Origin of the sequence: Stenotrophomonas sp. YAU14A_MKIMI4_1, assembly GCF_003086855.1 — a bacterium.
GTDB lineage: Bacteria > Pseudomonadota > Gammaproteobacteria > Xanthomonadales > Xanthomonadaceae > Stenotrophomonas.
Genome location: NZ_CP025998.1, coordinates 502,260 through 529,237 on the forward strand (window position 1 = coordinate 502,260; position 26,978 = coordinate 529,237).

27 protein-coding genes and 1 pseudogene are annotated in these 26,978 nt (G+C 63.1%); 20 read left to right on the plus strand and 8 right to left on the minus strand.

What is annotated here, in order from left to right:
• Positions 1 to 183: 183 nt before the first annotated feature.
• From C1931_RS02170 to C1931_RS02180, 3 genes are all read right to left on the minus strand, one after another.
• Positions 184 to 1,569 (minus strand): NAD-dependent succinate-semialdehyde dehydrogenase, encoded by a 1,386-nt coding sequence (locus C1931_RS02170; RefSeq protein ID WP_108757621.1) that lies wholly within the window; start codon positions 1,567 to 1,569, stop codon positions 184 to 186.
• 50 nt (positions 1,570 to 1,619) lie between these two features.
• Positions 1,620 to 2,381, minus strand: a complete 762-nt coding sequence (locus C1931_RS02175; protein ID WP_108755248.1) for a hypothetical protein — start codon at positions 2,379 to 2,381, stop codon at positions 1,620 to 1,622.
• A gap of 196 nt (positions 2,382 to 2,577) precedes the next feature.
• Positions 2,578 to 3,132 carry a hypothetical protein gene (locus tag C1931_RS02180; RefSeq protein WP_108755249.1) on the minus strand — a complete coding sequence of 185 codons (555 nt, stop codon included), beginning with the start codon at positions 3,130 to 3,132 and terminating at the stop codon, positions 2,578 to 2,580.
• 365 nt (positions 3,133 to 3,497) lie between these two features.
• Between C1931_RS02180 and C1931_RS02185 the strand changes: the two genes are divergently transcribed.
• Both C1931_RS02185 and C1931_RS02190 read left to right on the plus strand, forming a co-directional pair.
• Positions 3,498 to 4,115 carry a hypothetical protein gene (locus tag C1931_RS02185; RefSeq protein WP_234412863.1) on the plus strand — a complete coding sequence of 206 codons (618 nt, stop codon included), beginning with the start codon at positions 3,498 to 3,500 and terminating at the stop codon, positions 4,113 to 4,115.
• Between the two features lie 15 nt (positions 4,116 to 4,130).
• Positions 4,131 to 5,141, plus strand: a complete 1,011-nt coding sequence (locus C1931_RS02190) for a lytic enzyme (RefSeq protein WP_234412864.1) — start codon at positions 4,131 to 4,133, stop codon at positions 5,139 to 5,141.
• Positions 5,142 to 5,146: 5 nt separating this feature from the next.
• Here C1931_RS02190 and C1931_RS02195 read toward each other — a convergent pair whose 3' ends face one another.
• A complete protein-coding gene (locus tag C1931_RS02195; protein ID WP_108755250.1) occupies positions 5,147 to 5,776 on the minus strand; it encodes a hypothetical protein in 630 nt (209 codons plus the stop codon).
• A gap of 206 nt (positions 5,777 to 5,982) precedes the next feature.
• Here C1931_RS02195 and C1931_RS02200 point away from each other — a divergent pair, with 206 nt between their 5' ends.
• The 7 genes from C1931_RS02200 (at position 5,983) to C1931_RS20395 (ending at position 10,685) form a co-directional block, all read left to right on the plus strand.
• The gene (locus C1931_RS02200; RefSeq protein ID WP_108755251.1) at positions 5,983 to 6,627 is read left to right on the plus strand and encodes a DUF1629 domain-containing protein; all 645 of its coding nucleotides are present in this window, start codon (positions 5,983 to 5,985) and stop codon (positions 6,625 to 6,627) included.
• 279 nt (positions 6,628 to 6,906) lie between these two features.
• Positions 6,907 to 7,155, plus strand: coding sequence for a hypothetical protein (locus C1931_RS02205; protein ID WP_108755252.1), 249 nt, complete (start codon positions 6,907 to 6,909; stop codon positions 7,153 to 7,155).
• A 41-nt stretch (positions 7,156 to 7,196) separates the two neighbouring features.
• Complete coding sequence (locus C1931_RS02210; protein WP_108755253.1) at positions 7,197 to 7,838, plus strand: DUF1629 domain-containing protein; 642 nt, start codon at positions 7,197 to 7,199, stop codon at positions 7,836 to 7,838.
• Positions 7,839 to 8,087: 249 nt separating this feature from the next.
• Entirely contained in the window at positions 8,088 to 8,720 is a 633-nt protein-coding gene (locus tag C1931_RS02215; protein WP_108755254.1) for a DUF1629 domain-containing protein, read from the plus strand.
• 202 nt (positions 8,721 to 8,922) lie between these two features.
• The gene (locus C1931_RS02220) at positions 8,923 to 9,552 is read left to right on the plus strand and encodes a DUF1629 domain-containing protein (RefSeq protein ID WP_108757624.1); all 630 of its coding nucleotides are present in this window, start codon (positions 8,923 to 8,925) and stop codon (positions 9,550 to 9,552) included.
• Between the two features lie 258 nt (positions 9,553 to 9,810).
• The gene (locus C1931_RS02225; protein WP_108755255.1) at positions 9,811 to 10,440 is read left to right on the plus strand and encodes a DUF1629 domain-containing protein; all 630 of its coding nucleotides are present in this window, start codon (positions 9,811 to 9,813) and stop codon (positions 10,438 to 10,440) included.
• A gap of 47 nt (positions 10,441 to 10,487) precedes the next feature.
• Entirely contained in the window at positions 10,488 to 10,685 is a 198-nt protein-coding gene (locus C1931_RS20395; protein ID WP_199912443.1) for a hypothetical protein, read from the plus strand.
• Here the strand turns inward: C1931_RS20395 and C1931_RS02230 are convergent.
• Positions 10,636 to 10,851, minus strand: a pseudogene (locus C1931_RS02230) (transposase); the annotation flags it as partial. The gene C1931_RS20395 and the pseudogene C1931_RS02230 sit on opposite strands and share 50 nt — an antisense overlap.
• Before the next feature lie 468 nt (positions 10,852 to 11,319).
• Between C1931_RS02230 and C1931_RS02235 the strand changes: the two are divergent.
• Both C1931_RS02235 and C1931_RS02240 read left to right on the plus strand, forming a co-directional pair.
• Complete coding sequence (locus tag C1931_RS02235) at positions 11,320 to 11,952, plus strand: DUF1629 domain-containing protein (protein WP_234412722.1); 633 nt, start codon at positions 11,320 to 11,322, stop codon at positions 11,950 to 11,952.
• A gap of 51 nt (positions 11,953 to 12,003) precedes the next feature.
• Positions 12,004 to 15,462 (plus strand): XVIPCD domain-containing protein, encoded by a 3,459-nt coding sequence (locus tag C1931_RS02240; protein WP_108755256.1) that lies wholly within the window; start codon positions 12,004 to 12,006, stop codon positions 15,460 to 15,462.
• Positions 15,463 to 15,509: 47 nt separating this feature from the next.
• On the opposite strand, the gene C1931_RS02245 is transcribed toward C1931_RS02240, so the two are convergent.
• Both C1931_RS02245 and C1931_RS02250 read right to left on the minus strand, forming a co-directional pair.
• Positions 15,510 to 15,923, minus strand: coding sequence for a TonB family protein (locus tag C1931_RS02245; RefSeq protein ID WP_108755257.1), 414 nt, complete (start codon positions 15,921 to 15,923; stop codon positions 15,510 to 15,512).
• 95 nt (positions 15,924 to 16,018) lie between these two features.
• Positions 16,019 to 17,683, minus strand: coding sequence for a hypothetical protein (locus tag C1931_RS02250; protein WP_159095438.1), 1,665 nt, complete (start codon positions 17,681 to 17,683; stop codon positions 16,019 to 16,021).
• A 298-nt stretch (positions 17,684 to 17,981) separates the two neighbouring features.
• Between C1931_RS02250 and C1931_RS02255 the strand changes: the two genes are divergently transcribed.
• The 6 genes from C1931_RS02255 (at position 17,982) to C1931_RS02280 (ending at position 23,861) form a co-directional block, all read left to right on the plus strand.
• Positions 17,982 to 18,908 (plus strand): XVIPCD domain-containing protein, encoded by a 927-nt coding sequence (locus C1931_RS02255; protein WP_108751999.1) that lies wholly within the window; start codon positions 17,982 to 17,984, stop codon positions 18,906 to 18,908.
• The gene (locus C1931_RS02260) at positions 18,908 to 19,534 is read left to right on the plus strand and encodes a hypothetical protein (protein ID WP_108755259.1); all 627 of its coding nucleotides are present in this window, start codon (positions 18,908 to 18,910) and stop codon (positions 19,532 to 19,534) included. The genes C1931_RS02255 and C1931_RS02260 overlap by 1 nt, the downstream gene beginning before the upstream one ends.
• A 2-nt stretch (positions 19,535 to 19,536) precedes the next feature.
• Positions 19,537 to 20,553: an XVIPCD domain-containing protein gene (locus tag C1931_RS02265; protein ID WP_108755260.1), complete on the plus strand. Its 1,017-nt coding sequence runs from the start codon at positions 19,537 to 19,539 to the stop codon at positions 20,551 to 20,553.
• Between the two features lie 161 nt (positions 20,554 to 20,714).
• Entirely contained in the window at positions 20,715 to 21,851 is a 1,137-nt protein-coding gene (locus tag C1931_RS02270; protein ID WP_108755261.1) for a YncE family protein, read from the plus strand.
• A gap of 229 nt (positions 21,852 to 22,080) precedes the next feature.
• Positions 22,081 to 22,848, plus strand: a complete 768-nt coding sequence (locus C1931_RS02275) for a hypothetical protein (RefSeq protein ID WP_159095439.1) — start codon at positions 22,081 to 22,083, stop codon at positions 22,846 to 22,848.
• On the plus strand, positions 22,848 to 23,861 hold the full coding sequence (locus tag C1931_RS02280; RefSeq protein WP_108755263.1) for an XVIPCD domain-containing protein: 1,014 nt from the start codon (positions 22,848 to 22,850) through the stop codon (positions 23,859 to 23,861). Before C1931_RS02275 ends, C1931_RS02280 begins: the two co-directional genes overlap by 1 nt.
• Before the next feature lie 98 nt (positions 23,862 to 23,959).
• On the opposite strand, the gene C1931_RS02285 is transcribed toward C1931_RS02280, so the two are convergent.
• The gene (locus C1931_RS02285) at positions 23,960 to 24,367 is read right to left on the minus strand and encodes an XVIPCD domain-containing protein (protein WP_108748322.1); all 408 of its coding nucleotides are present in this window, start codon (positions 24,365 to 24,367) and stop codon (positions 23,960 to 23,962) included.
• 151 nt (positions 24,368 to 24,518) lie between these two features.
• Between C1931_RS02285 and C1931_RS02290 the strand changes: the two genes are divergently transcribed.
• The 3 genes from C1931_RS02290 (at position 24,519) to C1931_RS02300 (ending at position 26,961) form a co-directional block, all read left to right on the plus strand.
• Positions 24,519 to 24,965 (plus strand): hypothetical protein, encoded by a 447-nt coding sequence (locus tag C1931_RS02290; protein ID WP_108755265.1) that lies wholly within the window; start codon positions 24,519 to 24,521, stop codon positions 24,963 to 24,965.
• A gap of 116 nt (positions 24,966 to 25,081) precedes the next feature.
• A complete protein-coding gene (locus tag C1931_RS02295; RefSeq protein WP_108755266.1) occupies positions 25,082 to 26,038 on the plus strand; it encodes a hypothetical protein in 957 nt (318 codons plus the stop codon).
• 110 nt (positions 26,039 to 26,148) lie between these two features.
• Positions 26,149 to 26,961 (plus strand): alpha/beta hydrolase, encoded by an 813-nt coding sequence (locus tag C1931_RS02300; protein WP_108755267.1) that lies wholly within the window; start codon positions 26,149 to 26,151, stop codon positions 26,959 to 26,961.
• The last annotated feature ends 17 nt before the right edge of the window (positions 26,962 to 26,978 follow it).

Genomic DNA, 26,978 nt, shown 5'->3' on the forward strand with positions numbered 1-26,978 from the left:
GCCCGTAGAGAACTCCTGATCATCAGCACATCCATTGCAGCGGTCTGGCCACTATATGGCGTGCAGCGTGAGCAGCGCAGGCTTGCCATGATCAGAAGTGCTCTCGAGTTCACAGTTCGATCAACGATTCGCTCACCTGAAGGGAGGTCGTCCCGCTCCGTGACCCTCCAGAAGCCGCCCACATCACGCCCCCGCCGGCAGCGTAATCGACTTGATGTTGACGAACTCCTTCAGCCCCTCGGGCCCATGCTCACGCCCGTAGCCCGATGCCTTCACCCCGCCGAAGGGCAGGGTGGGGCCGGCCACGTTGAAGCCATTGATGCAGACCATGCCGGTATCGAAGTACGTGGTGGCCAGCTCACGCGCGCGTTTCACATCGCGGCTGAAGATGCCGCCGCCCAGCCCGTAGCGGCTGTCGTTGGCAATACGCATGGCGTCATCATCGTCCTTCGCCTTGATGATGGCCGCAGCGGGCCCAAACAGCTCGTCCTCGTACGCCACTTGGCCTGGCGCAACATCGGCCAGCACCGTGGCCGGGTAGAACCAACCGGTCCTGGCCGGCACTTCGCCCCCCACCACCAGCCGCGCGCCCTGGGCAACGCTCTTGCTGACCTGCTCGTGCAGGGTGTCACGCTGGGCCTTGGACACCATCGGGCCGAGCTGGGTCTTGCCGTCATTCGGGTCGCCCATGCGGATCTGCTCGAACTGCTTTGCGTACGCCTCAACAAACGCGTCGTAGTTCTTCTCGGTCACGATGAAGCGCTTGGCATTGACGCAGGTCTGGCCGTTGTTGAACAGGCGCCCCTTCACGCAGGTCTTCACCGCCAGCTCCAGGTCGGCATCGTCCAGCACAAGATAGGCATCGTTGGAGCCAAGTTCGAGCATGGTCTTCCTCAGTGCCTTGCCGGCCTTCTCGGCCACGGTGCGCCCCGCCTTTTCGCTACCAGTGAGCGTTACCGCGCGCACCAGGTCGTGGTCGATGATGGCATCGGACTGGTCATGGCTGATCAGCAGCACGCCGAACAGCCCCTTGGGCAGGCCGGCTTCCTCGTACAGATCGCGCAGGAGCAGGCCGCTGCCGGTGCAGCTTTCGGCATGCTTCAGCAGCACGCCGTTGCCTGCCATCAAGCTGGCGATGGAGTAACGTACCGCCTGGTAGGCCGGGAAGTTCCACGGCTGGATGCCGTACACCACGCCGATGGGCGAGTGGGTCACGATGCCAACGCCATTGGCCGAGGGGCGCTCTTCATCGGCCAGCACCGTCGGCCCCTGCTCGGCGGTGTACTTGCAGATGGCCACGCACAGATCAACTTCGCTGCGGCTGTCACCGATCAGCTTGCCTACTTCGTTGGTCATCAGCTGGGCGAAGGCTTCTTTCTTCTCTTCCAGCTTGCGGGCAATGGCTGCCACCACCGCGGCGCGTTCTTCCAGACTGCGCAGGCGCCACTGCAGGAAGGCCTCGTGGCAGGCTTTGACGGTGTCCGCTGCCTGCGCGTCGGACATGTAGGCGTAGGTATCCAGCACCTGTTCGGTAAGCGGGTTGATGGTCGTGAGCTGTTGCTTGGTCATGGTCAGGTCCACCTTGTCTTGGGGAAGGAAGGGCGTGGGTAGTAGCGGTGTCAGCCGTAGCGACGGCGATGGCGGTCCAGCGCACCCTGCAGGTTGTGCAGGGCCTTCAGCAGTTCGTCGCGCCAGCCGTTGGCCGGAAGCTCGCGCACCGCCGAATGGGCGGCACAGACAAACGGGGTGCCGGCCCAGCGCTCGGCCAATGCGCGGGCCCAGCGATCAAACGCATCAGCGGCACCGGCGCGGGCCTGCAGGGCGCGCGCCAGCGTGGGGTGGAACTTCAGGCGCGACTGCGGCAGCCACCTGCCCAGCGTGCCGGGCGCTGCCAGCACGTTCAGCGTGTCATCCACATGGACAATGCCGCTGTGGCGATGGCGGACCAGCACCGAACCGGCGTGCGCGCTGTCATTGGCCGGCACCAGATCCAGGCCGGCGGGAATGGAGAAATCCAGGTCGTCGGCAAAGTCGGCCTGGGTGGCCACGTCCTCGATCACGTGCGGATCCCACGGCAGGTGCGGCGCCCGCTGCAGATGACGACGGGTGCCGATCAGGCGGGCAGCGGGCAGCAGCCGGTGCAGCGGCTCGCAGTGCAGGGTATGGAACGGACGCACGTTGATGATCGCGTCCACCAATGTGCCGCCGGCGGTAAGGCCGAGCAGGGCCTGGCGCTGGGCGTCACTGGGGGTGTAGCTGTCCAGCACCACGAAGCGGCCATTGCTGCGGCGGAGTACGGAAAGCTGCGTACCTACGTCGAGCAGCCCGGCGACCTTGAAGGTGCCGCGCAGGTTCCGGAAATCGGGGGCGAGTTGCTGCATCACGATCAGATGGCGAGGCTTTAGGGGCCGTCGCTGGGGTCTGCTTGGGGGTGTGACTGATCGTGCGCAGGCCGCGATTCCAGCGGCGTGAAAGCGGGTGATGGGGATGTCAGGGGCGGCGGGGGCATTGGGGTTCGCCCCCTTTTCATAGACGCATACCACGGGCGCCTTGCCGGGCCCTTGAGGCGTTCCGTCCTCAATCCCTTGGCGGAATCTCCAGGCTGGCGAGAAGCAGGTAGCTGTCCAGCGAATCCAGCACGTGATGCGCGTTCGCGGGCACCCCCGCGCCGGCCAAGGCATCGTGGGTGGTCAAGGCGACGTAGCGAACGGTGATCGGTGAGCTGACGCCGGAGCCAGCAGCCGCTAGCAGCGCATGAACGATCCTGCGCAGAAACGAAAAATCGTCCTCGGTGCTACCCAGTGCTGATTTCTCGCTGAGCAAGCATTTCAATGACTGCGGATGTGTGAAATCGAGCGAGTAAATTGTCTCCCGACACCCCTCTTCTCTGATGGGCCAATCAAGTCCTCCTTGCGCCCCCGCGACAGCTACGCGCTCGTCGTTGCGGAAGAACACAAACCAATATTCTGCAGGTGATGGCCCGCCGCCCTGCAGGCGGGAAAGGCTGACCCTTACCGCGTTCCGCATCTCGGCTTCTGATTTCGCATCTGGATAGAACGTACTTGGCATGTTTTGATCCTTCATGGTCGTTGGTGCGGTGCTGGCGACCATCGCCGCCACCAAACTGAGCATCTCGAAGCGTCCTGAGGTGGAAGATGGAGATTCCGCTCCGTTCTACTACGGCGGACTTTCTCGGGCATCGAAGTTGAACGGCATGACAGTGTCCATCATCAGGTCCATTCCAGTGATGGAGCCACTATACGGATACGAACAGGTCTCCTCCCATCGCTCATGCTTCTCACGAGTCGCAATTGGCACGGATCAGGTCGATCCGTCGACACATTCCAAGGCACAGAGACCCTTCGCGTACGAGCAACGGAGACGCAGCGCTCAGTCCCTGGCGTTCGGAGGCATCCTTCAGGCGTTCCACGGCAATGGGGGTGTATAAACAAGCCGCGCGTTATGTTCGCGACGTATCTCCACGGTCTGAGGTGAGGATGAGGAACCTGTTCAAGCAATGGATGCTGCCCTTGCCGCTGCTACTGGCCGCGTGCGGTGGCAAGCAACCTCCTGTCTATGGCGATGGTTTCCCGGTCGCCAAGCCGATGGATCTTGTTCACGCAGGTGCCGTAGTGGAGGCGCGGTTCGAGCTGCCGCCGCCTTGGGAAGATGATCCCCGGCCTCGGACATTCCTGATTGGCTTCCGCACGGGCGGCCCACCGGGGCGCCCAGACATGAAGCCCGGCGATGCGGATTTTCTGGACAAGGCGGAGCTGCCCCTACGAGTGCAGTTGTGGAAGGTGGATGGGAGCGACGAGACGCCGGTGGTCCTGCATCGGCTCAACCCCTCGACAGTGCCCGGAAGCCCCGTCTTCATTCAAGCAAGCAGTGACGTTTTTCCGCTGCGCTCGCCGACAGGAGCCGATTCAAACAGCCTGGTGAAGGTCGGAAAATACGACATGTCCATGGCCTATCGCCAATTCGAGGTGGCCAGTGCGACAGCCGGGAGCTTGTCGCCTGGACGATATCGTCTGCAGGTGACCAACCTGCAGGAGAATCCGCGCATCGCACATCTGAAGGTTGAGCTTCTTGTTGCCAACTACAACGTGAAGTAAGACATGGAGAGTCAAATGCAGAACTCATCCCAGGCTGGTACCGGTGGCGTGGCACACGCTGGAGAGGGCAAGGGCCCCTATACCGTGACTGTGTATCTGGCAGCGCCGGGTACCACGGTGGCGAACCAGGACGGATCGCTCCATTCCTCCTCCGCTGGCCACGCGTACTTCATGGTATCCAACTCGAAAGACAAGGATGGCTATGGATTCTCTCCCATCAGTACCGGCGTCATGGGTCCCGGTCAGGTGGTAAAGGACGAGTACAAGACGTATCAGAACCCGCGCTACGCCTATCGGTTGGAGATCACCGAGGAACAGTACGAAAAGTTGAAGGCGTACGGCGAGGCTGGTGTCGATAGAAGCGAAAAGCAATTTGGCCTGTACTACAACGGAGCATCGAACAGCTGCGTCGACTTCGTATGGACGGGCCTGCGTCAAGCGGGGCTGCGGCCAAAGCTCGACAGTCCGGACCGGGACTTCGATGGGACGATGAAGGTGCTGCCAAATCTGGATGCGCTGAAGAGCATTCCCAAGCCATTCCCCAATAGCAAGCTCAATACGCTTGAGGAGAATCCGCTTCCGAAGAAGCCAACGCGCTTGCAAAAGCTGCTGACCGAGGTAGAAGGGTCGCAGCCTCCTGAGCGAGTTGCACTCTCGAAGGACTCGCAACAACTGTATGACCGCATGCGTTCAGAGCTGGCGACCACTGTTAGTGATGGGCAGGTGCTTTCTGCCGTCAATGCGGCAAGGGAAGCCGGCATACAGAAACCAGAGCAGTTGCGCGAGGCGGTGCTTCACGAGGGGAAGATTTTTGTCTTGGGCACGACACCCGGATATCGGGCGATGGTCGATCTGAACCAGCCGCAGCAGACGCTTGCCGACGAAGTGAATCGCAGCCAGCGGATCGACGTGCAATTGGCTGAGCAACGTCAGCAGGAGAGGCAGCAGCGCGATGCTGGCGTGCAGACGGCGGGAGGCATGCGCATGGGGTTAGCGAACTGGAAGGCTGGCGGGGCTTGGTCGTGAGGTTCTCAATTTTCAGGTCCAGTGTAGAGATTGCGTGACCTGCCGTGGGTCGGCTCAATGTCGACCTGGAGCCCCATGGCGCGCGCCAGCTGCCTCACCTGCGGGTCCAGGCTTCTGGCCATTTCCGCATCGCCCTCGATCATGATCAGCACGCGGTTTTCGCCGGGAAAACCCGAGATGCCTGTCAACCCTGGAATCGAGCTGAAGATCAGCGGGTTGTTCCGTTCCAGTATCCGATCGAACTCCGCTTCCGTGTGCACGTTCCCGGTCTCGAACACCACGCGCGTGCTTCCACTTTCGGTCTTCACTACCCGGTTGGGCACCGGGTCGGTTCCGGTCAGTTCCACGAAGATGTGCTGATCGGGGGCATGCCGCAACGAAAGGGAGGAAAGGCGGTCCGCGAACTCGTCCCTGAGCGCTTCGAACGTGGGATTGAGTTCGCCCTGGATGGTGAGCCGTGTGATGGCGTCATCGATCGAAACGCTGGGGTTCTCAGTGATGTAGTTGCGGGTAACGATTTCCATTTCCGCGTCTAGATCTGCATCGGCAGCGGCGGCGGAGGCGGAGGTCTGGGCATGGGTTGTTCCGCAGAACAGCGCGAGGGCAGCGGCCCATATCAGTTGTCTTCCTTGCATGTTGAACTCCTTGAGATTCCTGGCCGTTGCCGGGGGCTATGGCCCCCATCCGCGAGGCCAGAGTACCTTCCGGCGCCGGACAGGGGTGTGTTCGAGTTCTCAGGCCGGTGCCTTGAACAGGGGGATGTGTTCGATATGAATACCTCTTCCAGCAACTTCCACCTGCAATTAGGCTGGAAGCCGGTATTCAGGGGAAGATGAGAAGTATGGAGCCGTCGAAGTCAAACCTGCCAAAGCGTGGGGAGTTTTTCATGCTGATGCCTGACACAACTCGTGGCGGGAGGGGGCACGGCGTGGTGTTCGAGAATGTCAAAAACCTTAGGGTTCCTCCACGGCTTGTTCTCCGTCCTGAGGGAGGGGGATTTCCTCCGCTGATCGAAAAACCGCTACTCGTCTACTCGCCCAAGAAGGGTGAACCTCCGGAGGACCTCGAGGGGGGAATGAGTGGCTACTGGCTGGTCTCGGCCCGCCTGCGTGACGTGTTCGTCTCATTCGACCCGGACGCATTTGAATTTGTGGCGTGCGACTACAGGCTTGCTGATGGCTCCAAGGGGCCAAGGTACTTCCTATGTGATGTTACTCGCGTCCTAGACGCGGTCGACGAAGACGTTTCAACGTTTCGTATTGTTCGAGACGAAGGCTATCCAGGAGGCAAGTTCTACGACCTTCGAGGAGGAAGCTCTTTGGCGTTCCGCAAGGATGTGATTGGAGCCTCGCATATTTTCCGGACGCCTTACTCAGGAAATCTGGTGTTCTGCGACAGCGCACTGCGGATTGCGGTTCTGGCCGCTGGAATCGGTGGCGGGGAAGTATCCCGAGGGCTGTGGTTTACGGACGCAACAGATATCTGAAGCTGCAAGAAGAACTCTGGCCTCCGCCGGGGGGCGATGGCCCCAGCCGCAAGGCCCGGGTACCTCCCTGTGCTGGACAGGGTTGTGTTCGAGTTCTCAGGCCGGTGCCCTGGGTATTCGGCCCTGTGGTGGATTCCCCGCCGTGAGGGCGGGCGCAGGGTGTGACGCAGGTCCGTTCCATATGGGGTTTCATTGCATTCCGATTGCCCCAAGGCCCAGCCCCGAGTAAAAAGAGGCCGTTGCTGGCCATCTTGCCTATGCCCATTGGAAGGGAGAAGCATGTCCAATAGTGATGAACAGGAAGGGCGGTTCGACCTGCAACTGATAATTGGGCCGACCATCGTTGCCGGCATCCCACTGCTTCGGCGTCTGGACGTGGCCGGAGCCTTCGATATGAATGCCTCGCAGAACCGGCTCAACCTGCCTGCCGAGGCGGCCGCGGTTGCACGGGCAGTGGGCGCTGTGCGGGACTTGCAGGACATTGTGAAAGTCGCGCTGATCAATGGGGATCTGGTGCTGGCCGTATAGAAGCGAGTTGCAGCGCTACAGGGATGCCAAGGAGGCACGCGATGGAGCCCACAGACGATGGCCTGGCCGAGATGGGAGAGTACTTCCTCTTCGCGCCTGATCTGGAGACGAATCATCCTTTTCGAGGTGCCGTCTTCGACAATGTGCAGGCGCTGCTTACGCCGCCCCGACTCATCCTGCGTCCGGAGGGGGGTGGCTTTCCCGAGTTGCGCGAGACGCCGCGCATCATCTTTGATGCATCTCTAGGGCCCACGCCGCGCGATCTGGAGGGTGGCTTCGATGGCTATTGGCTTGTCTCCGAGCGTCTACGCAATGCCATGTGCGCGGTCGACCCGGAAGCGTTTGCATTTGTGGAGTGTGAGATCCGCATGCCGGACGGCGCGCGGGGACCGCGTTACTTCCTATGCGATGTCGTGCGTGAGTTGGACGCACTCGATGAGGACAGATCCCGGCTGGACATAGAGGTGGACGACGACTTCGTGAATGGAAAGTTCTACTCGATCACCGGTGGGGCGAGCCTGGCGTTCAACAGGAGCGCTCTGAGCGGCGCACACGTGTTCCTTACTCCGTTCAGTACGTTTGTCATCGCCGACCGCTGCTTCGTCGACGTCATCCGGGCGGCGGGGATTCCCACGGCCACAAGGCTGAGTGGGATCTCCTTCATCGATGCAGCACGCATCTGATCATCGTGGAAAGGGAATGAATGATGATCTGCATGGAATGGAGCCTTCGCGCATGAGTCATCCTGAGTGGTGCGAGTTCGTCCTACTGATGCCGGATGCCAGCCGACGGGGAAGGCGACAGGGTGTGGTGTTTGAGAACCTCCCAGGCCTGCGCACGCTTCTGCTTAGGCGCTCGCCTGGAAATCTGGCAGCCTTGTCCTCTGCAGTCGATGACTGCGAGCTCTCGATCATTCGCTAGGACAGCCCCTCATGACATCGAATATTCCGAAGAAGGGTGAGTACTTCGAGTTGCGGCCAGATGCAAGGCGTCGCGGCAAGGGGCATGGCGTAATCTTTGTGAATGAACCGGAACTCAAGACGCCTCCACACTTTCTACTGCGTCCGGATAGCGGTGGCTTCCCAGCTCTCCGCGAAGTTCCCCGTCTTGTGTACTACGAGACGGAGGGGTGGCCACCTCAGGATCTTGAGGCAGGCATGAGTGGGTATTGGCTTGTCTCAGCACGGCTTCGACATGTCATGGAGACGGTGGATCCCGCGGCATTTGCGTTCAACGAAACCGATTACCGCTACGCCGACGGAGCAAGCGGAGATTCGTACTTTCTATGTGACGTCGTAAGAACGTTGGACGCGCTGGACGAAGAGTCATCTCAGTTGAAGATCATTGTCAGCGATGACTACGAAGAGGGTAAGTACTATGGACTTACCGGCGATGTGCGCTTGGCGTTCAAACGGGAGGTCATTGGCGATGCACACGTGTTCCGCCTCCCGTACTACGAAGGTGTGTTCTGTGATCGCGTCTTCAAGGAGGCGGTGGAAGCCGCCGGAATAGTCACCAAGAGCTCTTCAAACGGGGTCTGGTTCCATGACGTGGTGACCGGCTGACATTGGAGGGTTCGTTGAGAAGCGAACGCACGGCTGTTGCCCCAGGGAGCATCGGAACGAAAGCCAGCCGGCGGAAATGTAGTGGTTGCCCTGTGGTCGCCAAGGTGTTCTACAGAACGGCGCTGCCAGCATGCGACGCCTGCAGGCAAGATTTGGCTCGCGTTCGTCCCAGCAAAGTAGCTCGAGGATGAAAGAGGTAGACATGAGTAAGGTTGACCCGCCTAAAGGCATGTTCTATGTGCTCAGCCCCGATATCGGCGCGCCTGGTCGGGGGCACGGGGTTGAGTGGGACAATGAGGATGAGATCCCCTGGCCTGCATTCATGGGCGATCCGGCTGGAATCGGTGGACTGACTTCGCTGAAGACGGTTCCCAGGCTTCGCTACGATAGCCAGATCGGCGACATGCCTTCGGATCTGCATGGCGGTTTCAAAGGCTACTGGCTGGTATCGCAGGCGCTCAAGGATGTTTTGGAGCAAGCGGACGCAGATGGTTTTTCTTTCGCGAGGTGCACTTTCAAGCTTGAGGATGGCTCGGAAGGTGAGCCACATTACCTATGTGAAATCAGGCGGATTCTGGACGCTGTTGATGAAGAGGCATCCAGCGTGAAGGTCCTTGAAGGCTACCCGAATGGTAAGTACTACAGCCTCTCCGGTGGAGCAAAGTTGTCATTCAAAGTTGCTGAGGTAGGTGCGGCACATGTGTTCATGGACATCCACTCAGGTAGCCGGGTGTACTGCGATAGGGTGTTGCGCGACTGCTTGGTTGAGCACGGATTTGGGACGGCAGCGAATCCGCGCGGTATCTGGATTGAAGACGCTGCGGACTACTAGCGCCAGACGGACTTCCCAGTTGGAAAGGAGTTCCATGATCGAATCTGTATTTGGCGTCAGTCCATTCAAGCGTGGCGCTTGGCTGATGGACGCCATCGGTCTCTCATTGGTCGGTTCGCAAGCGCACGGAAGTCGTTGTGACAAGACTTGAGGGAGCGAGGTCCAATGGGCGAGCTAGGGGCTCGCCGAGCTCTGGCGGCAGCCTATTTCAGAGAGGATACGCAGTGTAACTGCGGTGACAGACGTGAGAGACAGAGAATGGCCAATCAGCATGCGTCCAAGAAGGGCGAGTTCTATCTGATCGACCCAGACACCCGAGGAGGCGCGCGCGGTCACGGGATCACGCTGAGCAATGCCGATGATGTTCCACTCGCTGAGGCTCTGAGCTTGCCTGCGGGTAGTGGTGGGCTCAAAGCGCTGGCGGTCATGCCGCAATTGCGCTTCGACGTCAGCAAGGGCGAACTGCCTCTTGACCTGCAAGGCGGGTTCAAAGGCTATTGGCTGGTATCTGATTCGTTGAAGCGGGTGCTTGAATCTGTAGATCCGGACGCGGTTTCCTTCGCTCGCTGCGAGTACGTCCAGGATAATCATCAGGAGGGAGATGCGCGCTTTCTCTGCGAGGTTGTGAGGACCCTCGGCGCCATTGACGAAGCTGCGTCAGTGGTCAACGTGCGCACCGGGTACCCTGGCGGCAAGTACTACAGCCTTGCAGGCGGGGCGCGTCTTGCGTTCCATAAGGATGTTACCCGTGGATCGCATCTCTTCATGGATCTTCATTCTCGACGAATCGTCTGCGACAGAGTCATGAGGGATGCCCTTGTGGAGAGCGGGTTTGGTGGGTGCGAGCATCCGCGCGGGGTCTGGTTGGAGGATTCAGCTGACTACTGATCTCTGTCGATAGATTGGTTTCTGCTGCCAAGGAAGGAGCGATCTCAATGACAATTCTGCAAAGCCACCATGTTTTTGAGCAAGCTGAGTTTGACAGTCATTCTCTCCTGCAACTATTGGCGCAGGAGGGATTCATTGAGAAGCACGAATCCGCTAACAGAATCTATCAGCCAAGGAATGGGGACCTAGAGCGTGTTATGGACGTTGAAGAAGGCTGGCGGCGTTTCCCAGCAGCAGGATACTGAAGACGACCAAGTGGAGCCCAGCCAATGTCTCAGGTAGGCGCTCGTAGTCCCGGGCCAGACGCCTGAAGCGGTTGACCCAACCCAAACTGCTTTCGACCACCGAGCGACATGGTAGAAGCACAAAACCCTTCTTCGCTTCCTGCAGCTTCACCACGTGCAGCTCAATGTTCCGCTGAACAGCGCGAGCGTAGCTGCCAAGATCAGCTGTCTTCCTTGCATGTTGAACTCCTTGAGGGTCCTGGCCTTTGCCGGGGGCTATGGTCCCCACCCGCAAGGCCAGAGTACCTCCCTGCGCTGGTCACGGCTGTATTCGAGTTCTCAGCCCGGTGCCTTGGAGACCTGGCCCGGCGATGGGTTCCTCTCCGTGAGGGCGGGCGCTGGGTGTGACGCAGGTCCGTTCCATATGGGGTTTCATTGCATTCCGATTGCCCGAAGGCCCAGCCCCGAGTAAAAAGGGGGCCGTTGCCGGCCATCGTGGATGAAGCCGTCCAAACATAGCTGCCGTTGGTTGCCGGCGCACGCGATTTGCCTTGGCACGGAATTGTATGCGAGAAGGCGGAGAAATCGGCGGCGGATGAGGCCGGGGCACCAAGGCGTGTGTACGGCAGAGAATGCTTCGAATCGGGAGATCAGAGTGAAAGAAGTCAACGCGCCGAGGAGTGGCGAGTTCTACCTCGTAACGCCGGATACCAGGGGTGGTGGCCGCGGACGAGGATTAGTGTTGGAGAACAAACAGGACATCCCGCTGGCACGCCACCTCAGTCTGCCGCCCGGAAGCGGGGGGCTCTCGGGCCTGAGGGATGTCCCGTGCCTTCGCTATGACAGTTCGATTGGAGAAATGCCCCGTGATCTTGAGGGAGGATTCAAAGGCTATTGGCTAGTCTCCGAGGCTTTCAAGAATGTACTTGAAAGAGTTGATCCGGAGGGGTTCGAGTTCAAGAAGTGCGCGTTTGTATCTGCGGATTTCTCTGCGGACAATTCATACTTTCTATGTGAAGTCGTTCGCACCTTGGATGCAATTGATCAGGCAGCATCCAACGTGGAAGTGCTCGTGGATGGATATCCAAATGGCAAGTTCTATGACATAGCCGGTGGCGCCAATCTCGCCTTTCGCAAGGACGTCGTAGCTGGATCCCATGTGTTCAGGACTCCGTTCACTGCAGATGTGTACTGCGATCGCGTCATGCGTGACGCGATGATTGAGTCTGGATTTGGAAACACTCCCCTCACGCGTGGAGTGTGGCTGATGGATGCCGCCAGCCTTTGATCGCCCAGCGAGCAATTCTGCACGAGAGTCATTGCGAAGGAGATCGCGAGAATGCAGTCCAATGGAGTGATCCTGCAAAGCCACCATGTTCTTGAGAAGAGCCTGTTCGTAAACAACGAACTGCTCGATAAGCTGGTTGAGCGGGGTTTGATGGATCCAGACTCGTCGGCCAACCGCCTGTACCTTGCGGTAAACGGTGGGCTCGCTGAAGATCTTGAAGCATCGCCGCACCGGGGCCGTACGCGCAGCTCGTATACGTCAGGTGTGACCAATGCCATCAACGCGATCGGTAGATCTGGAGACGGTATCGCCGCCCTGAACGACGATCTAGCTGCACTGAAGCGCGTCGCCTCTCGGGTCGAAGAGCTGCGTGACACGTTGAAGGTGGCGTTGATCAATGGTGACCTATTCGCTACCACGCCGAACTTCATGACATCGCGTGAAACCGACGAGGTCAACCTTCGCACGATTGGTGCCAGAGCGCAGTATAGGATTGATCACGCTGATCAGTTGAATGAGCTCAATCGCATGCGTCCCGTTGAGTCAGAGTGGGCGGCAATGGTCCGGTCGGACTCGCGGGTTGGGCGCTTGCTCGATGAGGTTCTCGCCAAACCTCAGAATCTTGTGGCAGGTCCTGGCGAGCGTGATGCGTTGGCGCGTGAAGTCGCTGGGCGAATGGAAATGCGGCTTGCGGTATCGGATGCGGAGCAGTCTGGCCGTTTGGCGCTTTCCGAAGCGACGCGTGCTCGCGTTCAGCAGACCTTGGTGGACGACCTTCCCGGCATCGGTAGAGCCCGGGCAGACCTCTATGATCTTACCCATACAGCGACCCATGCATACAAACCCGTCTCGCAACGCGGCTTCGTTACCCTCGACCTCCTCATAGGCGAAGCCTCCGCCAGCCAGCTCGTCCGCTCCGGCGGTCTCCTCGCCTCCGGCGTGGACGCCATCCTGACCACCCAGCGCATCTCCGAGCACCTGCAGCAAGGCAATGGCACCGCCGCCCAGTCCGAGTTCAACCACACACTCGCACGCAGTGGCGGGGGCTGGTTGGGCGGCATGGCCACGGCATCGCTCATCGGAACCTCCAGCTTCGTGCCGGCGGCAGTGGTGGCGGCCGACGCGCTGTTCATGAGCAAGGCCTTCGACAAGGGCGCCGATCTGCTCGACAACCGTGCGGTGTATCAGCAGGAAGACGCGGCGGGTGTGCTTTGGAAGTTCGACAGGCTGAACTGGCAGCGCCAGGCGAAGCTGGAGGATGCCGCCGAACGTTCGCCCAACGCTGTCGAGTTCAGCGTGGGTGCCAGCTATGAAAAGGCGCGTGAGCTGGGGGCCAAGGCCAGCGCGAGCGCTGTCGAGTTGGCACTGGGCAAGGCGCCCGAGCCGCAGAACCCGTTCAACCTTCCCGCTGGCCCGCAGGATGTGAACGGTCTGGATAACCAGAACTGGCAGCGCGATCCGCAGACCGAGCAATGGATCCGACAGGTCAAGACAGACGTGGTGGGGGCCAACGATCGCGGCGTGTACGAAACCCAGTTAGCCACCCCGGAACGTGCGGCCGAGTTGAACCGGCAGGCCGTGCAGCGCATTGAAGACAACATCGCGCATGGCAAGGCGGCAATCGCAGCCAGCTACCTGGAAGCGCGCGCGGCAAGCCGCGCCAGTGATTTCGTGCCCTTGGTGCCGGACGCCGTGGACGCGGCGCGCGCCAAGCCCGATGCCATTCTTGGGTCGGACAACACCCTGTATCACCGCGATGCGGCTGGGCAATGGTCGCACCAGGGCGTAGTGGCCCAGGGCAACATGGCGTTGGAGCTGGAGCTGACCCGCACCATCCAGCAGCCATCGCTGGATGCGCTCGAGCGCAGCCTTGCCGAACTGGAGGCCAGGCCGGCGCCCACGAACGCGGAGATGAACCGCAACGAGGTCCGGCATAGATACGCCTCGGCCGGCATCACGCCTTCGCCGCAGTGGCTGGACGCCATCGAGCTGGCAATGGAGCGTACACGCAGCCAGCACGGCATCAATGGGCCCACGCTGCAGCAATTTGCGCCCGCGGTGGACGGCGTCGCGGGTGAATCGCGCGCCATTATCCATTACCAGGTGGGCGAAGACGGCGTGGCCCGGCCGGTTGCCACGACAACCACCGAAGAGCTGCAGGCGGCGTGGCGCGAAGTGCGCGAGCGCGCTGGCGAGCAGGCGCCGATACCCGAGCCGCCCGAGCTGCGTATTGCCGCACTGTCGCCGCGCGAGCAGGAGGCGTACCAGCAGGCGCTGCAGGAGGCGAATCGGCAGGGCGCTGCCACGGTGGATGCAGGGCAGGTGGCGTCGGCTGCTGCACAGCATGCGCGGCCGGACGATCCCGCACCTGCCGACGCACCCGACGCCGTCGCCGAAGCACAGCGCGCAGCGGAACGGCATCGCCCGCCCACGCCCGTTGAGCCGACGGCTGCAGCTGCGCCACCGGTGCTGCCGGCTGGCCCAACACGGGAGCGCGATCCCAATGCACTGCTGACAACGGATGACCCACGCACCTCCCAGCCATCCCGGCAGGTTGAGGAAGCTGCAAAGCCCGAGCGGCGCACCGAAGCGGCGCAGCACCCGCCGCCGCAGGTAGAGGCCGAACGTCCCGCTACCACGCATTCCACGCCAGTGGCTGCCGAGCCGTCGCTGCAGCCGAGCCACGACACTACGCCTGAGTCACTGCCAACGCAGGCCGAGGCAGCGCCTGTCACTGCGCAGCTTGTGCGGGACGAGCCCACTGAACGCGAGCCCATGGCCCACGCGAGCACGGTGGTCGCAGACCCGCCGCCCCCGCCCCCTGCGCCGGACGTGCAGATGGAACCTGCAGCGCCGCTGCAGAACGAACCGGAGGCGACACAGGTTGTGCCAGAGGGAACTGCAGAACAGCCCGCCGTCGATCGCGCCGTGGCGCCTGAGGGTGAGCAGGCCGAGGTCAAACCTGCGCCAGCGCCCGAGGTGGTGCTTGAGGAGGCTGTGCCCGAACCTGCGGCACCCGCATCTGCGCCCCAGCCCAGCGCTGCTGAGCCGCTGCAGGGCGCGCCTGAGGAAACAACCAACCCCACGCGCCCGGGCCATGCCGACTACCCGCTTTACCAGCAGATCTGCGAGCGCGTGCAGGACCTGGACGCCCGATACGGCCGTAGCTTCGATGCAACCAGCGAGCGAGTGGCCGCCAGCCTGCTGGTGCTGGCCAAGGACAACGACCTGGAGCGGGTGGACCACGTGCTGGTCAGCAACGCCACCGCGGAGCATCCCGCTGGCCACCGGCTGTTCGTGGTGCAGGGCGATCCGGCCGACCCCGCCCACCGGCGCGCCGACATGCCTACCGAGCAGGCAGTGCAGACACCGGTGGAGGAATCGCTGCAGGCGTTCGATGCGGTCAGCTACGAGGCGGCGCAGCGTGCAGCGGCCAATCTTGCACAGCAGCAGCTGGAGGACGAGCGCGTGCAGCAGGACATACAGGTGCGTGCGGCCAGCGCGGGCTAGACCGCTTGCGCGGCGCGTGCGCTCAGCGCCCGCCTGGCAGTCGCGTGTCAGTCTTCCGCCAGGAACTGCACCTTCACACGCAACTTCACCGGAACGGCCACGCCATCGATCACCACCGGCTCGAACCGCCAGTTGTTGATCGTGCTGAACGCCGCACGATCCACGTCACGCAAGCGGCTGGACAGCTCCACCAACACATCGGTCACCACACCGGTGGCATCCACATCGGCCGCCACGACGATCGGCAACGGCGGCGCCTGGACACCCTCGGACAGGCGCGGCAGCGGCGCATACAGCGTGGCGGGGGCGTGTTCCAGTACGAGGCCGGCGTTGTCATCGGGTTCTACGAACACCTCAGTGGTAACAGCGGGCGTTTCGGCGCTGGCTGCAGCGGAAGCTGCGCCACAGGCGAGCGCCGCCAGTGCCAGCGCCAGCGCCAGCATCACAGTGAATCGAGACATCGGGAATCTCCGTTTCCAGTGCCAGCCAGCGTAACGCCTGGCGACACGGTTTCACTCAAAGAAAGGCCCCCGAAGCGAACCTCGGGGGCCGTGCATTACACCTGTTCCACCGTCTGCTGGCGTTGCGGCAGCTCCGGCGGGCGTGCGCCCTGGCTCATCACCTCACGCACCTGGTGTTCCTGCTGGTAGAACTGGCCGGCCCGATCCTGTGCGTCGCGGCTGTAGTCCTCAAAGACGCCGAACAGGGCGCGCGATTCGTCCGGCAGCAGGTCCAGTGCGGTGATGTGGCGCTTGCCGCCACGTGCGAAGGCCACCGAGGTCACTTCGGCCACACACACCGCCACCCGCAGCGGCCCGAAGCGCACGGCGCCCTCGGCCAGCGTTCCGTTGCCGGCGTAGGCATTGCCGGCCACGCGCTTGGCGCGGTGGTAGGTGCCGCGGTAGCTGACCCGGTACACGGTGGACTGGAAGTCCACGCGGTTCCACAGCTTGTGCGCCGATGCCAGCGCGAACTGCGCCGAGGAAATGAAGCCCAGCGCGATCAGGCCCATCATGGCCGCGCCGCTGCTGCGCGCGTACAGGAAGGCGAACACCACGCCCACCAGGCCCAGCACCAGGCCGAACAGGCCCAGCGCCAGCAGCGGTCGCTGCGTGTCCGAATTCCAGGCGGCAGTGAACGCTTCGGCCAAGCGGGGGGCGCTCTGGTCGGCGCGCACGCGCGGTTCGGTTTCCAGCAGCAGGTGACCGTCGAAGGCATCGCTGCTGACATCGTGGTCCTGCGCGTAGTACTGGCTGGGGTAGGGCATGCGCGTCTTCAGGCGCTCCAGCAGGCCGCTGGTCAGATCGGGCATCTGCAGATCCTCTCGCACCAGATGGCGCGCGGCCGAGGCGCTGTAGCCGCCGGTCTGGGCGATCAGCGAAACGGTGAACAACGCGCTGGCGATCAGCGCACTGCCCAGCACCGCGATGGTGGGCAGCACGACGGTGGCCACGGCGAAGGGCGGCGTCGGCACTTGCACCGGCGACAAGGTGATGGCCAGCGGGCCGGCAATGGACACCAGCAGCAGCGCCACCATCGCACCCCAGCGCGGTGCGGGCACGGTGTCGGGGGCCGCTTCCATGGCGCCGCGTCGGATGGCCGCCAGCGTGGCGAAGGGCTTCAGCAGCAGCACGGCCAGCGCGAAGTACAGGCCGGCCATCCAGGCAAAGGCCGCAGGCTGGGCGAACACCCACGCCAGCGCGAAGCTGACCAGCACACCGGCCAGATACACGGCGCGGCGCAGCTGGGTTTCGGCATGCCAGCGGATGGCCGACGGCGCGTTGATCAGGTGCGGCACCAGGCCATACAGCATGGACAGCAGCGGATCATCCGGGCGCTGGCGCACGGTGATGCCGTCGTTGATGAGCCCCACCAAGTGGTTGCTGACCGAGCCGGTGCCCGACGGCACCGCAATCTGCCCGGCCTCGCCCGGCAGCACGGTGAAGCGGAAGTAGCGCATGGCCACGCCCATATGCACGCCGCCCAACAGCAGCAGGGTCAGGCCGGTCATGGCACGGCCGACCGAGCCCAGGCCCATGGCGCGTACCTGTTCGGCGTTACTGACGCCCAGCAGCAACACCAAACCCATCACCATGGCGAATGCGCCCAGGGTGAGGTGCAGTGTGTTGGGCAGACGCATCGGGTTGACGGTGGCGGCCTGGGACGGCGGCGTGCTGTATTCGGTGCTCATCGGGTTCTCGAACGGTCGCTTGAACGGCATTAGCGGCGGGTTCGGGAGATTCTTGAGAGGCGCGCTACGCACATACACGCTGCGTGTCCTGCATCCTGATTATCGAGAAGATGCAGCGCACCGAGTATGCAGATCGGTGCATGTGTTTTGGCAGCGCCGCGCCATTCCGGCGCCGCATGCTGCAACACCTTGCCGGAATCACCGGAATGCTCTCTGGTTCACACATTCAGCAAGCCAATCGCGTCACCACCCCCACCTCCACCTGCCGCTCCACCCACCTGTGCGATCATCCGGCCAGGACCGCAGTACCCAACAAGGCAAAGCAGGCATGGAGCAGGCAACACGCTATACCGTCACCGTATTCCTGGCCGCGCCGGGCACCCCGCTGAAGAGCGGCGGCAGTTCGCCGCGCGGGCAGATGTTCCTGCAGGTAGCCGCCGGTGACGAGGCCCACAGCTACGGCTTCGCGCCACCGCGCCTGCCGCCGGGCGAGACCGCCAGCGGCGTGCAGTACGCACAGGTGCGCCACGACGATGCCGACGAGCACGTGGACCCTTACTACAGCCGCACGCTGGAAATCACCGAGGAGCATTACGGCTGCCTGCGCGATTTTGCCGAGGAACCCGCCGAGTTCGAATTCGACGTGGACCGCCCGGCCACCATCAACCGTTGCAGCGATTTCGTCTGGGCCGCGCTGAACTACGCGCGCCTGCACCCGCTGCCCGCGCCGCTGGATGGTGGCAGCGACCTGGGCGAATTCGCCGTGCTGTTCAACCTGCCGGAAATCCAGTGCATTGCCGCACCGTTCCCGGACAGCGATCTGAACGCCGAGCATCACCACCCGATGCCCGAGCGCGAGGCCGAACTGCACCGCCAGGGGGTACGCCCCGACGATCAACCGCCGCCCACGCCCATTGAAGTGGCCGGCACGCTGCTGGACCCCTCGCACCCGGACCATCGGTTGTTCGCGCAGCTGATCCAGAAAGTGGCCGAACTGGATGCCGCACACGGGCGCACCTTCGATGACACCAGCCAGCGCATCAGCGCCAGCCTGCTGGTGCTGGCCAAGCAGAACAACCTGTCACGCGTGGACCACGTGCTGCTCAGTCGCCCCACCCAGGACAGTCCCGCGGCCGGCAGCATCTTCATCGTGCAGGGCGACCGCAACGACCCCGGGCACCGCCGCGCCAGCATTGCCACCGAAGTGGCGGCGCAGACCGACGTGGCCGATTCGCTGCGGTTGAAGGAGCAGTGATGCGCGCGGTGCGTGCCGTTGTTGCGTCTGCGGCGCTTGCCTTGCTGGTGGGCTGCGGCGGTGGTTCGTCAGCGGAAGCGCCGAAGCTGCTCACCCGTGCCGAGGCCGACGCCCGCACCGTGGTGCCGTTCACTCGTGGTGTGCGGTTGGATGAAGCAGGGCGGATCGTGGATGTGACCTTTGATGCAGCGGAGCCCGATCGGTCCGCCACCCCAACGTTGATCATCGGACTCAGAAGTGAGGGTAAGGAGCCGGCAGAGGCCCACGCAGTGACCGCGGCCATCGAGCGTGACGGGCTCAGGGCGCGCGTTGTACTGGAACGGCTGGATACCCCATCGCCCGAGCCCATTCCGTTGTGGAAAGTTTCCGACGACGGTCGCAGCCAGGTGAAGTTGGCAACGGACATTGTGGGTGAACGGCTATGGGGCGCGGATGTTGCAGTGAGTACCTTGGCCGAAGCGGGGCTTTACTCCCAGCAGCTGAGCTACAGGGAACTGCAGTGGGCCAGCGCGGGCCTTGGAGAGCGAGGCCGATATCGCCTGCGGATTGATCTGCTTGAGGATCGTCCTGATCTGGAAGGACTCCAGATTGATGTGATGGTTGGCTACGAACAACGTGGGAAGTAAACATGCAGAACGACTCTGCTGAACGAATCACCCTGACCGTTCACCTGGCCGCACCGGGTACGCCCTTGGTGGCATTGGAGAACAGCGAGCGGAAACAGGTTGGCGCCTCCGATGTCGGGCACATGTTCCTGTCAATTGATCGCGTTGGCTCCGGCGAGCCGCCGCAGAGCTTCGGTTATACCCGAATGCCGATTCCCGGTAACAGTGATCTCGGGAAGGTTGTCGACTACGACCTTCGTAGGTATGAGAACCCTCGCTATCAACGCACGATCGAGATTACGCAGGAGCAGTACGACAAGATCGTGGAGTTCGCGAAGGATCCCGCCAAGCATGGCTTCGACGTAAAGAACTACAACCTTGCATCCAACTCCTGCGTGGATTTCGCCTGGGGTGCCTTGAACCACGCCGGTATCCACGGCAACACCATCTTCGGGGAATTCAAGACGTACGAAGGCACCTTGAAGGTACTGGACAACATCGGGCCGCTGCAGAGCATCCGGCCGCAGGTGAAAGGCAGTGAGCTGGACCGGGAAGAATGGAAGCCGATGCCCGAGCAGACCAACGCGATACAGCGGTGGTCCACCGATGCCAATGATCCCGCCCGTGCGGGTGCCTTGGCGTGGACCGGTACGCCCGCAGATCCCAGCCACGCCGACAACCCTCGCCTGAATCAGATCCACGAGCGCGTCGTTGCGATGAATGCCTTTGGCGCCGACAGCGCCAACGTCAGCGCCAGCCTTCTCGCACTGTCCAAGGAGCAGCAGTTCGCCCGCGTGGATGCTGTGCTGCTCGGCGAGCGCCGCGGCGATGCAGCGCCCAACCTGTTCATCGTGCAGGGCGATCGCGCCGATCCGGCGCACCTGCGCGCCAGCCTGCCCGCGGATGTGGCGGCGCAGACCCCGGTGGCGGCTTCGTTCGAGCGCGTCGAACAGCTTGCCCAGGCCCAGCCGCAGCGCGACGCACAGCGCCTGCAGGAGGACCAGCAGCTGCAACAGTCGCAAGGCCCGCGCATGGCCTGAGGCCACCGCCCCGCCGCGCGCGGCCCACGCACCAGCCCCACCTGCTACCATTGGCCTGCTAACCCAGCCAGCCCACCCTGCGCAGACAGATGCGGGGCGGGCCGTCGCAGTACGGCCCAGCGAGCCAGGACACCCTCCCGTGCCCTTTCAAGGATGCTCGCATGAACCGTTTGTCGCTTTTCCGCTCGGCCGCACTGGCCGTGGCCATCTCGCTCAGCGTGGGCGCGCCGCCGGCCTTCGCCGATAACGCCGCCGCCCGCACCACCACCGCCGTGCAGCGCCAGGCCGTTGCCCAGGGCCTGTACGAGCTGGCCTACAGCCCGAGCCAGAAGGCCGTGTTCGTTGCCTCGTCCGGTGGCTTCGGCGACAACGCCGGCCCGTCGCAGGTGCTGCGCCTGGACCCGACCACGCTGGCCGTGCAGACCCGCATTCCGCTGGAGCGCAAGGCCTTCGGTGTGGTGCTGGATGACGCCCACAACCGCCTGTACGTCGGCAACACCGTGGACACCTCGGTGACCGTGGTCGACACCGCGCAGAACAAGGCCATCGGCACCGTGCAGCTGATGGAAAAGAAGGTGGGCAAGGACGGCAAGGCCGGCTACACCCACGACCTGCGTGAGCTGGTGGTCGACAGCGCGGCCAACCGCCTGTACGTCACCGGTCATTCCGGCGAAGGCAGCGTGCTGTTCGTGGTAGACACCACCACGCTGAAGCTGATCGACACCATTCCGGGCCTGGGCAAGGCCAAGGCCCCGGGCCTGGCGCTGGATGCAGCCAACAAGCGCGTGTACACCAGCAACCTGCTGGCCGATCTGGTGGTGGTGGGCACCGATTCGAAGAAGGTGGTGGCCGAGCACAAGATCGCCGCCGAGCAGCCGATGAACATCGCGGTGGACCCGGACGGCAAGCGCCTGTTCGTGACCGACCAGGGTTCGGAGATGATCCGCAACTACATGACCAAGAGCAGCGAGGGCTTCACCAGCAAGCACCCGGGCCAGCGCGTGCTGGTGCTCGACCGCAGCACCGGCAAGGAACTGGCCAGCATCCCCACCGATGCCGGCCCGCTGGGCATCCTGCTGGATGCACCGCGCAAGCGCCTGTACGTGACCAACCGCGATGGCGGCACGGTCACCGCCTTCGACAGCAACAGCTACCAGAAGGTCGCAACGTACGAAGTGCCCACGCACCCGAACAGCCTGGCCCTGGATGCGAAGAACAACGTGCTGTACGTCAGCATCAAGAATGGCGAAAAGGATGCCAAGGGCAGCGAAGAAAGCGTCGCCCGCATCCAGCTGTAACACAGTAGCGCCAGGCCATGCCTGGCGAGCGGAGATGGGGTAGCGCCAGGCCATGCCTGGCGAGAGAAAATGGGTAGCGCCAGGCCATGCCTGGCGAGAGAAGATGGGGTAGCGCCAGGCCATGCCCGGCGAGAGCAAATGGGGTAGCGCCAGGCCATGCCTGGCGGCTCTCCGCAGGAAAGGCAGGGTGCAGACCCTGCCTTTTTCCTTTCCGGGCCACCGGTAAACCGTGGCCCAGGTCACCTTTCAGATTTGCCCTACAGGTGTGTTCACGAGCCTGTGCGAAGATTCGGCCATCGGCCTGGCCACACGCTGGCAGGGCCCCGATGGAATGCCGACCCGACCCATGGACGCCGTGATGCACATCGCCCCCGTGCCGCCCCTGCGCACTGTCGCACTGGCCATAGCCCTGCTCATGCTGCTTGGCTGCGCTGCCCAGCCACCACCGCCCCCGCCGAAGGTTCTGACCGCAGAGGAAGCCGCTGCGCGCACGGTGGTTCCGCTGATCCGCCCGATTGCGTTGGACAAGGCGGGGCAGATCGTGGATCTGGAGTTTGAGCTGCCGCCTGCTGGAGCAGATCTGACTGCCGAAGTCTGGATTGGCGTGCGTGTTGTTGGAGACGCGGAAGCCGTTTCAAGCGCGGAGAGTTTGCTCAACGGTAAAAAGCTGTTGGCGAAAGTGCGCCTGTTCGGTAAGCATGAAGACGTAGAGGAATTGCTGCCACTGACGCGCTATGACACCGTCATTCGTCGGGATGTACTGTTGGACTCGGAGGGCTTTGTGCCACAGGCAGTCGCGATGAGCCCCGCAACGTGGCCGCTGGAATCTGCCGGGCTTATCTCCCCGACGTCGCGCTACAGGCCACTTAGCCTGGCCTTCCTGTCAAATGCAAAGCCTGGCAGATACAGACTATCTATCGAGCTGCTTGAAGACCGATCCGACCTGAAGAACTTGAACGTTGAACTGCTCATTGGCTACATGGCGAGGTCAAAGTAATGGACAAGGACGTACGGCATACGCTGACCCTCTATGTTGCTGCACCAGGAACGCCGCTGACCGGCAGCACGCAGCGGTCGCTTTCAGGTCACGTGTACATGGAGACCGCAGCGGGGAATGATCGGATAAGCCATGGCTTCCAGCCGGGAGGGGCGCCTGTCGGGTATCAGCGCCAGTGGCACGACGTCGCGGTCCCAGGGGCCATCGTTGAGACTGACACGAGACAGTACCAAGATCCCTATTATTCCCGCACCATCGAAATCAGCAAAGATCAGTTTGATCGGATCCGTGAGTTCGCCAAAGATCCGGAGAAGTACGGATTCTCCAAGAACTACGAGACGTTCACAAACAGCTGCACCGACTTCGTCTGGGCCTCTCTGAAGCACGCGGGAATCCATGATTCCAAGGTTCTTGGCGTTATTGATTTCGAAGGTGACATCAAGCCGATTTACAACGTCAAGCCCATCCAGATGATCAAACCGCCGTTCCCGGACAGCGATCTGAACAAGGAGCATTTCAACGAGATGCCCACGCAGAACTGGCGCGAGAAGATCTTTTCTGAGAACGACGCGCCGACGCTGTCACCTGATCGCGCGCTGGCAGCTGCAGGTGCGGATGTCAGCCATCGCAACGATCCGATGCTGGCGCAGATCAATCAAGGCGTAGCCGCGCTGGACGCACAGAACGGCCGCACGTTCGACGCCACCAGCGAGAACATCAGCGCCAGCTTGTACGCCCTGGCCAAGGCCAATGGCCTGACCCACGTCGATCATGTGCTGTTGAGCAACCGCACGGCGCAAGCCGAAGCCGCACAGAACATCTTCATCGTGCAAGGTGAACCGAGTGACCCCGCGCATCTGCGTGCGAGCATGGCAACCGCGGTAGCCGCACAGACGCCCGCGGAAACGTCGTTCGAGCGAGCCCAAGAGCTGTCGCAAGCCGCGCAGGCACGCTCGCAGGACGAGCTGCAGCAGCGCCAGGTGCAGGAACAGTCCGGGCCGCGCATGGTGTAGCGCAGCCCCGATACCACTACCCCAGGTTCGCCCATGCCAGAAGGCCGGATGGTGTCTGGAAGTCCGCAACACCTTCCAGCCATCGGGTAAACAACGCCTCAGCCCAAACGCTGCCCCGGGTTCTGCTGCTGCTCCTGCTCGCGCGCCTGCTGTTCCGGCTGCAGCCCCACGGCCGGCTGCTGCGGGGCAATGCCCAGCTTCTGCAGCGATTGCTCGGCCGGCACCTGCGCCGCTTCGGCGGTGGGCAGCATGGCGCGCAGATGGGCCGGGTTGGCCGGGTCGCCCTGCACCACGAAGATGTTGTGTCCGGCCGGGTGCTGGGCCGTGGCATTGCTCACCACAACGTGGTCGGCGCGCTCCAGGCCCTGTTCGCGGGCCTTCACGGTCAGGCTGGCGGTCAGGTTTTCACTGGTGGTGTCGAAGCTGCGGCCATGCTTTTCGTCCAGCGCGGCCACGCCCTGGCGGATCTGCTGGTGAAGGGTGTAATCGGGGTGGTCGGGGGTCATGGTGGCCTCCGTGCGGCCGCATCTGGATCTGGGTTGGAAGTGTAGAACGCCCATGGCTGCGTGGGTAACCGGTTTGTTGCTAGCCTGTATGCCTGCGGCGCAGGGGATGGCGCGCGCAGGTTGATCAGGATGCTTCGGGGAGAACGGCACGATGGACGTGCACACATTCAGGCGCTGGCTGCTGGGCATGGGGATGCTGGCACTGGCCGGTTCGGGGCATGCGCAGTCGATGCCGGCCGAGGGCGATGACCCCAGTTGTCCGGCACAGGACTTCGCGCTGTTCCTGCGCCATTTCACCGATCCGGCCGATGACCGGGTACGCATGCGCTACACCACCGATCCGCTGGAATACGAGACCCCCGCCTACGGCGTGACCAGCGAGGGCGGCCCTGTGGCTACCGAAGTGCACCGGGAAGCGGGGCCGGCGCGGCTGCGTCGTCTGCGGGGCGCCACGCTGCGTGCTACCCCGGCCATCACCCCGCTGGCAGACGGTGGGCAGCAGGTACGCCTGGGCGACGATGCGCAGGCCGAGCAGTACACCTTCGCGCGCCGCTATGGCTGCTGGATGCTGACCCGGGTGGCCCGCCCGCAGGGCTGAGCCGGATGCGGTGGAAGTGGTGCCCGGCTTGTCGGACCAGTTCATGCAAACCCGGTACGCTGGGCGCGTGGCGGTGCAGTGCTATCACCAGCGCTGACGGAGCGGACAGGAAGGCGATGGCAACGGAACTGGCGTACAGCGAACAATTCAACGATGTGATCAATGCCGAGCGCGCCTATGAGCTGTACTGGGCGGGGGTGATCAACGACCGGCGGGCCTTCGCCTGCCCGCAGGATGGCTGCCCGGCGCGCTATACCTGCGTCAACCTGGAAACCGACGCGCTGAACCTGCAGGTGCAGCCGCATTACCGTGTGCTCCACAAAGGGCCGGCGCATGCCGAAGGCTGTCCGTATACGTCCGAGCGCGAAGCGCAGCAGGCAAGCGCTGCAGGCGAGGGCCAGACCCATGCAGCGGGAGCGCCGCCGCCGGACCGGTTCCTGTTCGAGCGACCGGCCGATTACTTCACTGTGCGTGATGCGGCGCCCGCCGCAGGGGGCGGCAGTGGCAGCACGCGCGGCGGTGGCGGTGATGCGGCGGGCCTGCGCAGCCGTCGTACCGATTTCTACTCGGTGGCCTCACTGGTATCGCGCTGGTTGAAGGCACGCCGGGACGGTACGGACGATACCCAGACACTGACTGCGGGCGCGACCTCGGCGCTGAGCTACCGCGACATGTTCGAGAATTTTTCGCCGCGCCGGGCCCGCCTGTCCGGTCAGCCACGCGTGTACTGGGGCAAGGCGAAGATCGCGCAGACGCCCGACGGTTACCGCATCCGCTTCATGACGCGCGTCGATGCGCTGGGTGAGCAGGTGCTGGACCCGCCGCAGGCGCCCACGGCGATGGTCTGGAACAGCGCGCTGACTGCTTCGAAGATGGGCGCGCTGCACATCAAGCGCCTGCAGCGCTTTGCCGCCAGCGGTGAAGCCTGCGTGGTATTCATCTTCGGTACGCCCACGCTGGATATCTCGCGTAAGGACCAGCGCACTTACCTGAACTTCAAGGTGACCCGGGTCGACCACGTGGACGTGCAGGCCGATGATGTCTATGACCGCATGAAGCGCCCGCAGGGCTGACGGCCCGGCCTGCGCCGTGCACGCGGTGTCACGGCCGCGGCCGATTCCCTCACGGCGGCTATCGGTGGGCCTGCCTAGGGTAGGTGCCTCCTTTCCCCACGGGAGCTGCCATGACTGCCCCTTCCATTCGCCTGCACGTTGAAGACACCGGCGGTACCGGCCGCCCGGTCATCCTGATCCATGGCTGGCCGCTGTCAGCCGAAGCCTGGAAGGCCCAGGTGCCGGTGCTGCGTGATGCCGGCTACCGGGTGATCAGTTACGACCGGCGTGGCTTCGGCCGCTCGGAGAAGCCCGCCGAAGGCTTCGACTACGACACGCTGGCCGCCGACCTTGCGTCGATCATCGACGCGCGTGATCTGCGGGACGTCACCCTGGTCGGGTTTTCCATGGGCGGCGGCGAGGTGGCGCGCTACATCGCCAACCATGGCCAGGATCGCCTGCACAGCGTGGTATTCGCCGCGGCGGTGCCGCCTTATCTGCTGAAGACCGACGACAACCCGAACGGTCCGCTCAGCCAGGAAAACGCCGATGCGATGCGCGAAGGGCTGCAGGCCAACCGGGAGACGTTCTTCGAGGGCTTCACCCGCGATTTCTTCAGCGCCAACGGCCAGCTGATGGTGACCGAAGAGACCCGCCAGGCCGCCATCGCTCTGTGCCACCAGTCCGGCCCACGCGCGGCGCTGGGCTGCATGCAGGCCTTCGCCACCACCGACTTCCGCGCAGACCTGGACAAGGTGAGCGTGCCCACCCTGGTGCTGCACGGTGACAGCGATGCGACGGTGCCACTGGAAGGCTCGGGAGCGCGCACGCACAAGGCGATCGATGGCAGCGAGCTGGTGGTGCTGAAGAATGCACCGCACGGCTGCAATACCAGCCATGCCGATGACTTCAACCTGGCCCTGCTGAATTTCCTGAAGAAGTAGGGCGCCACAGGCATACT

Coding starts and splice junctions, on each gene's coding strand:
- C1931_RS02255 (WP_108751999.1), top strand. CDS start 17,982: ATGGAGCAGGCAACACGCTATACCGTCACCGTATTCCTGGCCGCGCCG.
- C1931_RS02240 (WP_108755256.1), top strand. CDS start 12,004: ATGCAGTCCAATGGAGTGATCCTGCAAAGCCACCATGTTCTTGAGAAG.
- C1931_RS02290 (WP_108755265.1), top strand. CDS start 24,519: ATGGACGTGCACACATTCAGGCGCTGGCTGCTGGGCATGGGGATGCTG.
- C1931_RS02185 (WP_234412863.1), top strand. CDS start 3,498: ATGAGGAACCTGTTCAAGCAATGGATGCTGCCCTTGCCGCTGCTACTG.
- C1931_RS02295 (WP_108755266.1), top strand. CDS start 25,082: ATGGCAACGGAACTGGCGTACAGCGAACAATTCAACGATGTGATCAAT.
- C1931_RS02210 (WP_108755253.1), top strand. CDS start 7,197: ATGGAGCCCACAGACGATGGCCTGGCCGAGATGGGAGAGTACTTCCTC.
- C1931_RS02270 (WP_108755261.1), top strand. CDS start 20,715: ATGAACCGTTTGTCGCTTTTCCGCTCGGCCGCACTGGCCGTGGCCATC.
- C1931_RS02205 (WP_108755252.1), top strand. CDS start 6,907: ATGTCCAATAGTGATGAACAGGAAGGGCGGTTCGACCTGCAACTGATA.
- C1931_RS02260 (WP_108755259.1), top strand. CDS start 18,908: ATGCGCGCGGTGCGTGCCGTTGTTGCGTCTGCGGCGCTTGCCTTGCTG.
- C1931_RS02285 (WP_108748322.1), bottom strand. CDS start 24,367: ATGACCCCCGACCACCCCGATTACACCCTTCACCAGCAGATCCGCCAG.
- C1931_RS02245 (WP_108755257.1), bottom strand. CDS start 15,923: ATGTCTCGATTCACTGTGATGCTGGCGCTGGCGCTGGCACTGGCGGCG.
- C1931_RS02220 (WP_108757624.1), top strand. CDS start 8,923: ATGAGTAAGGTTGACCCGCCTAAAGGCATGTTCTATGTGCTCAGCCCC.
- C1931_RS02225 (WP_108755255.1), top strand. CDS start 9,811: ATGGCCAATCAGCATGCGTCCAAGAAGGGCGAGTTCTATCTGATCGAC.
- C1931_RS02175 (WP_108755248.1), bottom strand. CDS start 2,381: ATGCAGCAACTCGCCCCCGATTTCCGGAACCTGCGCGGCACCTTCAAG.
- C1931_RS20395 (WP_199912443.1), top strand. CDS start 10,488: ATGACAATTCTGCAAAGCCACCATGTTTTTGAGCAAGCTGAGTTTGAC.
- C1931_RS02215 (WP_108755254.1), top strand. CDS start 8,088: ATGACATCGAATATTCCGAAGAAGGGTGAGTACTTCGAGTTGCGGCCA.
- C1931_RS02180 (WP_108755249.1), bottom strand. CDS start 3,132: ATGCTCAGTTTGGTGGCGGCGATGGTCGCCAGCACCGCACCAACGACC.
- C1931_RS02200 (WP_108755251.1), top strand. CDS start 5,983: ATGGAGCCGTCGAAGTCAAACCTGCCAAAGCGTGGGGAGTTTTTCATG.
- C1931_RS02170 (WP_108757621.1), bottom strand. CDS start 1,569: ATGACCAAGCAACAGCTCACGACCATCAACCCGCTTACCGAACAGGTG.
- C1931_RS02265 (WP_108755260.1), top strand. CDS start 19,537: ATGCAGAACGACTCTGCTGAACGAATCACCCTGACCGTTCACCTGGCC.
- C1931_RS02250 (WP_159095438.1), bottom strand. CDS start 17,683: ATGCCGTTCAAGCGACCGTTCGAGAACCCGATGAGCACCGAATACAGC.
- C1931_RS02280 (WP_108755263.1), top strand. CDS start 22,848: ATGGACAAGGACGTACGGCATACGCTGACCCTCTATGTTGCTGCACCA.
- C1931_RS02300 (WP_108755267.1), top strand. CDS start 26,149: ATGACTGCCCCTTCCATTCGCCTGCACGTTGAAGACACCGGCGGTACC.
- C1931_RS02195 (WP_108755250.1), bottom strand. CDS start 5,776: ATGCAAGGAAGACAACTGATATGGGCCGCTGCCCTCGCGCTGTTCTGC.
- C1931_RS02190 (WP_234412864.1), top strand. CDS start 4,131: ATGCAGAACTCATCCCAGGCTGGTACCGGTGGCGTGGCACACGCTGGA.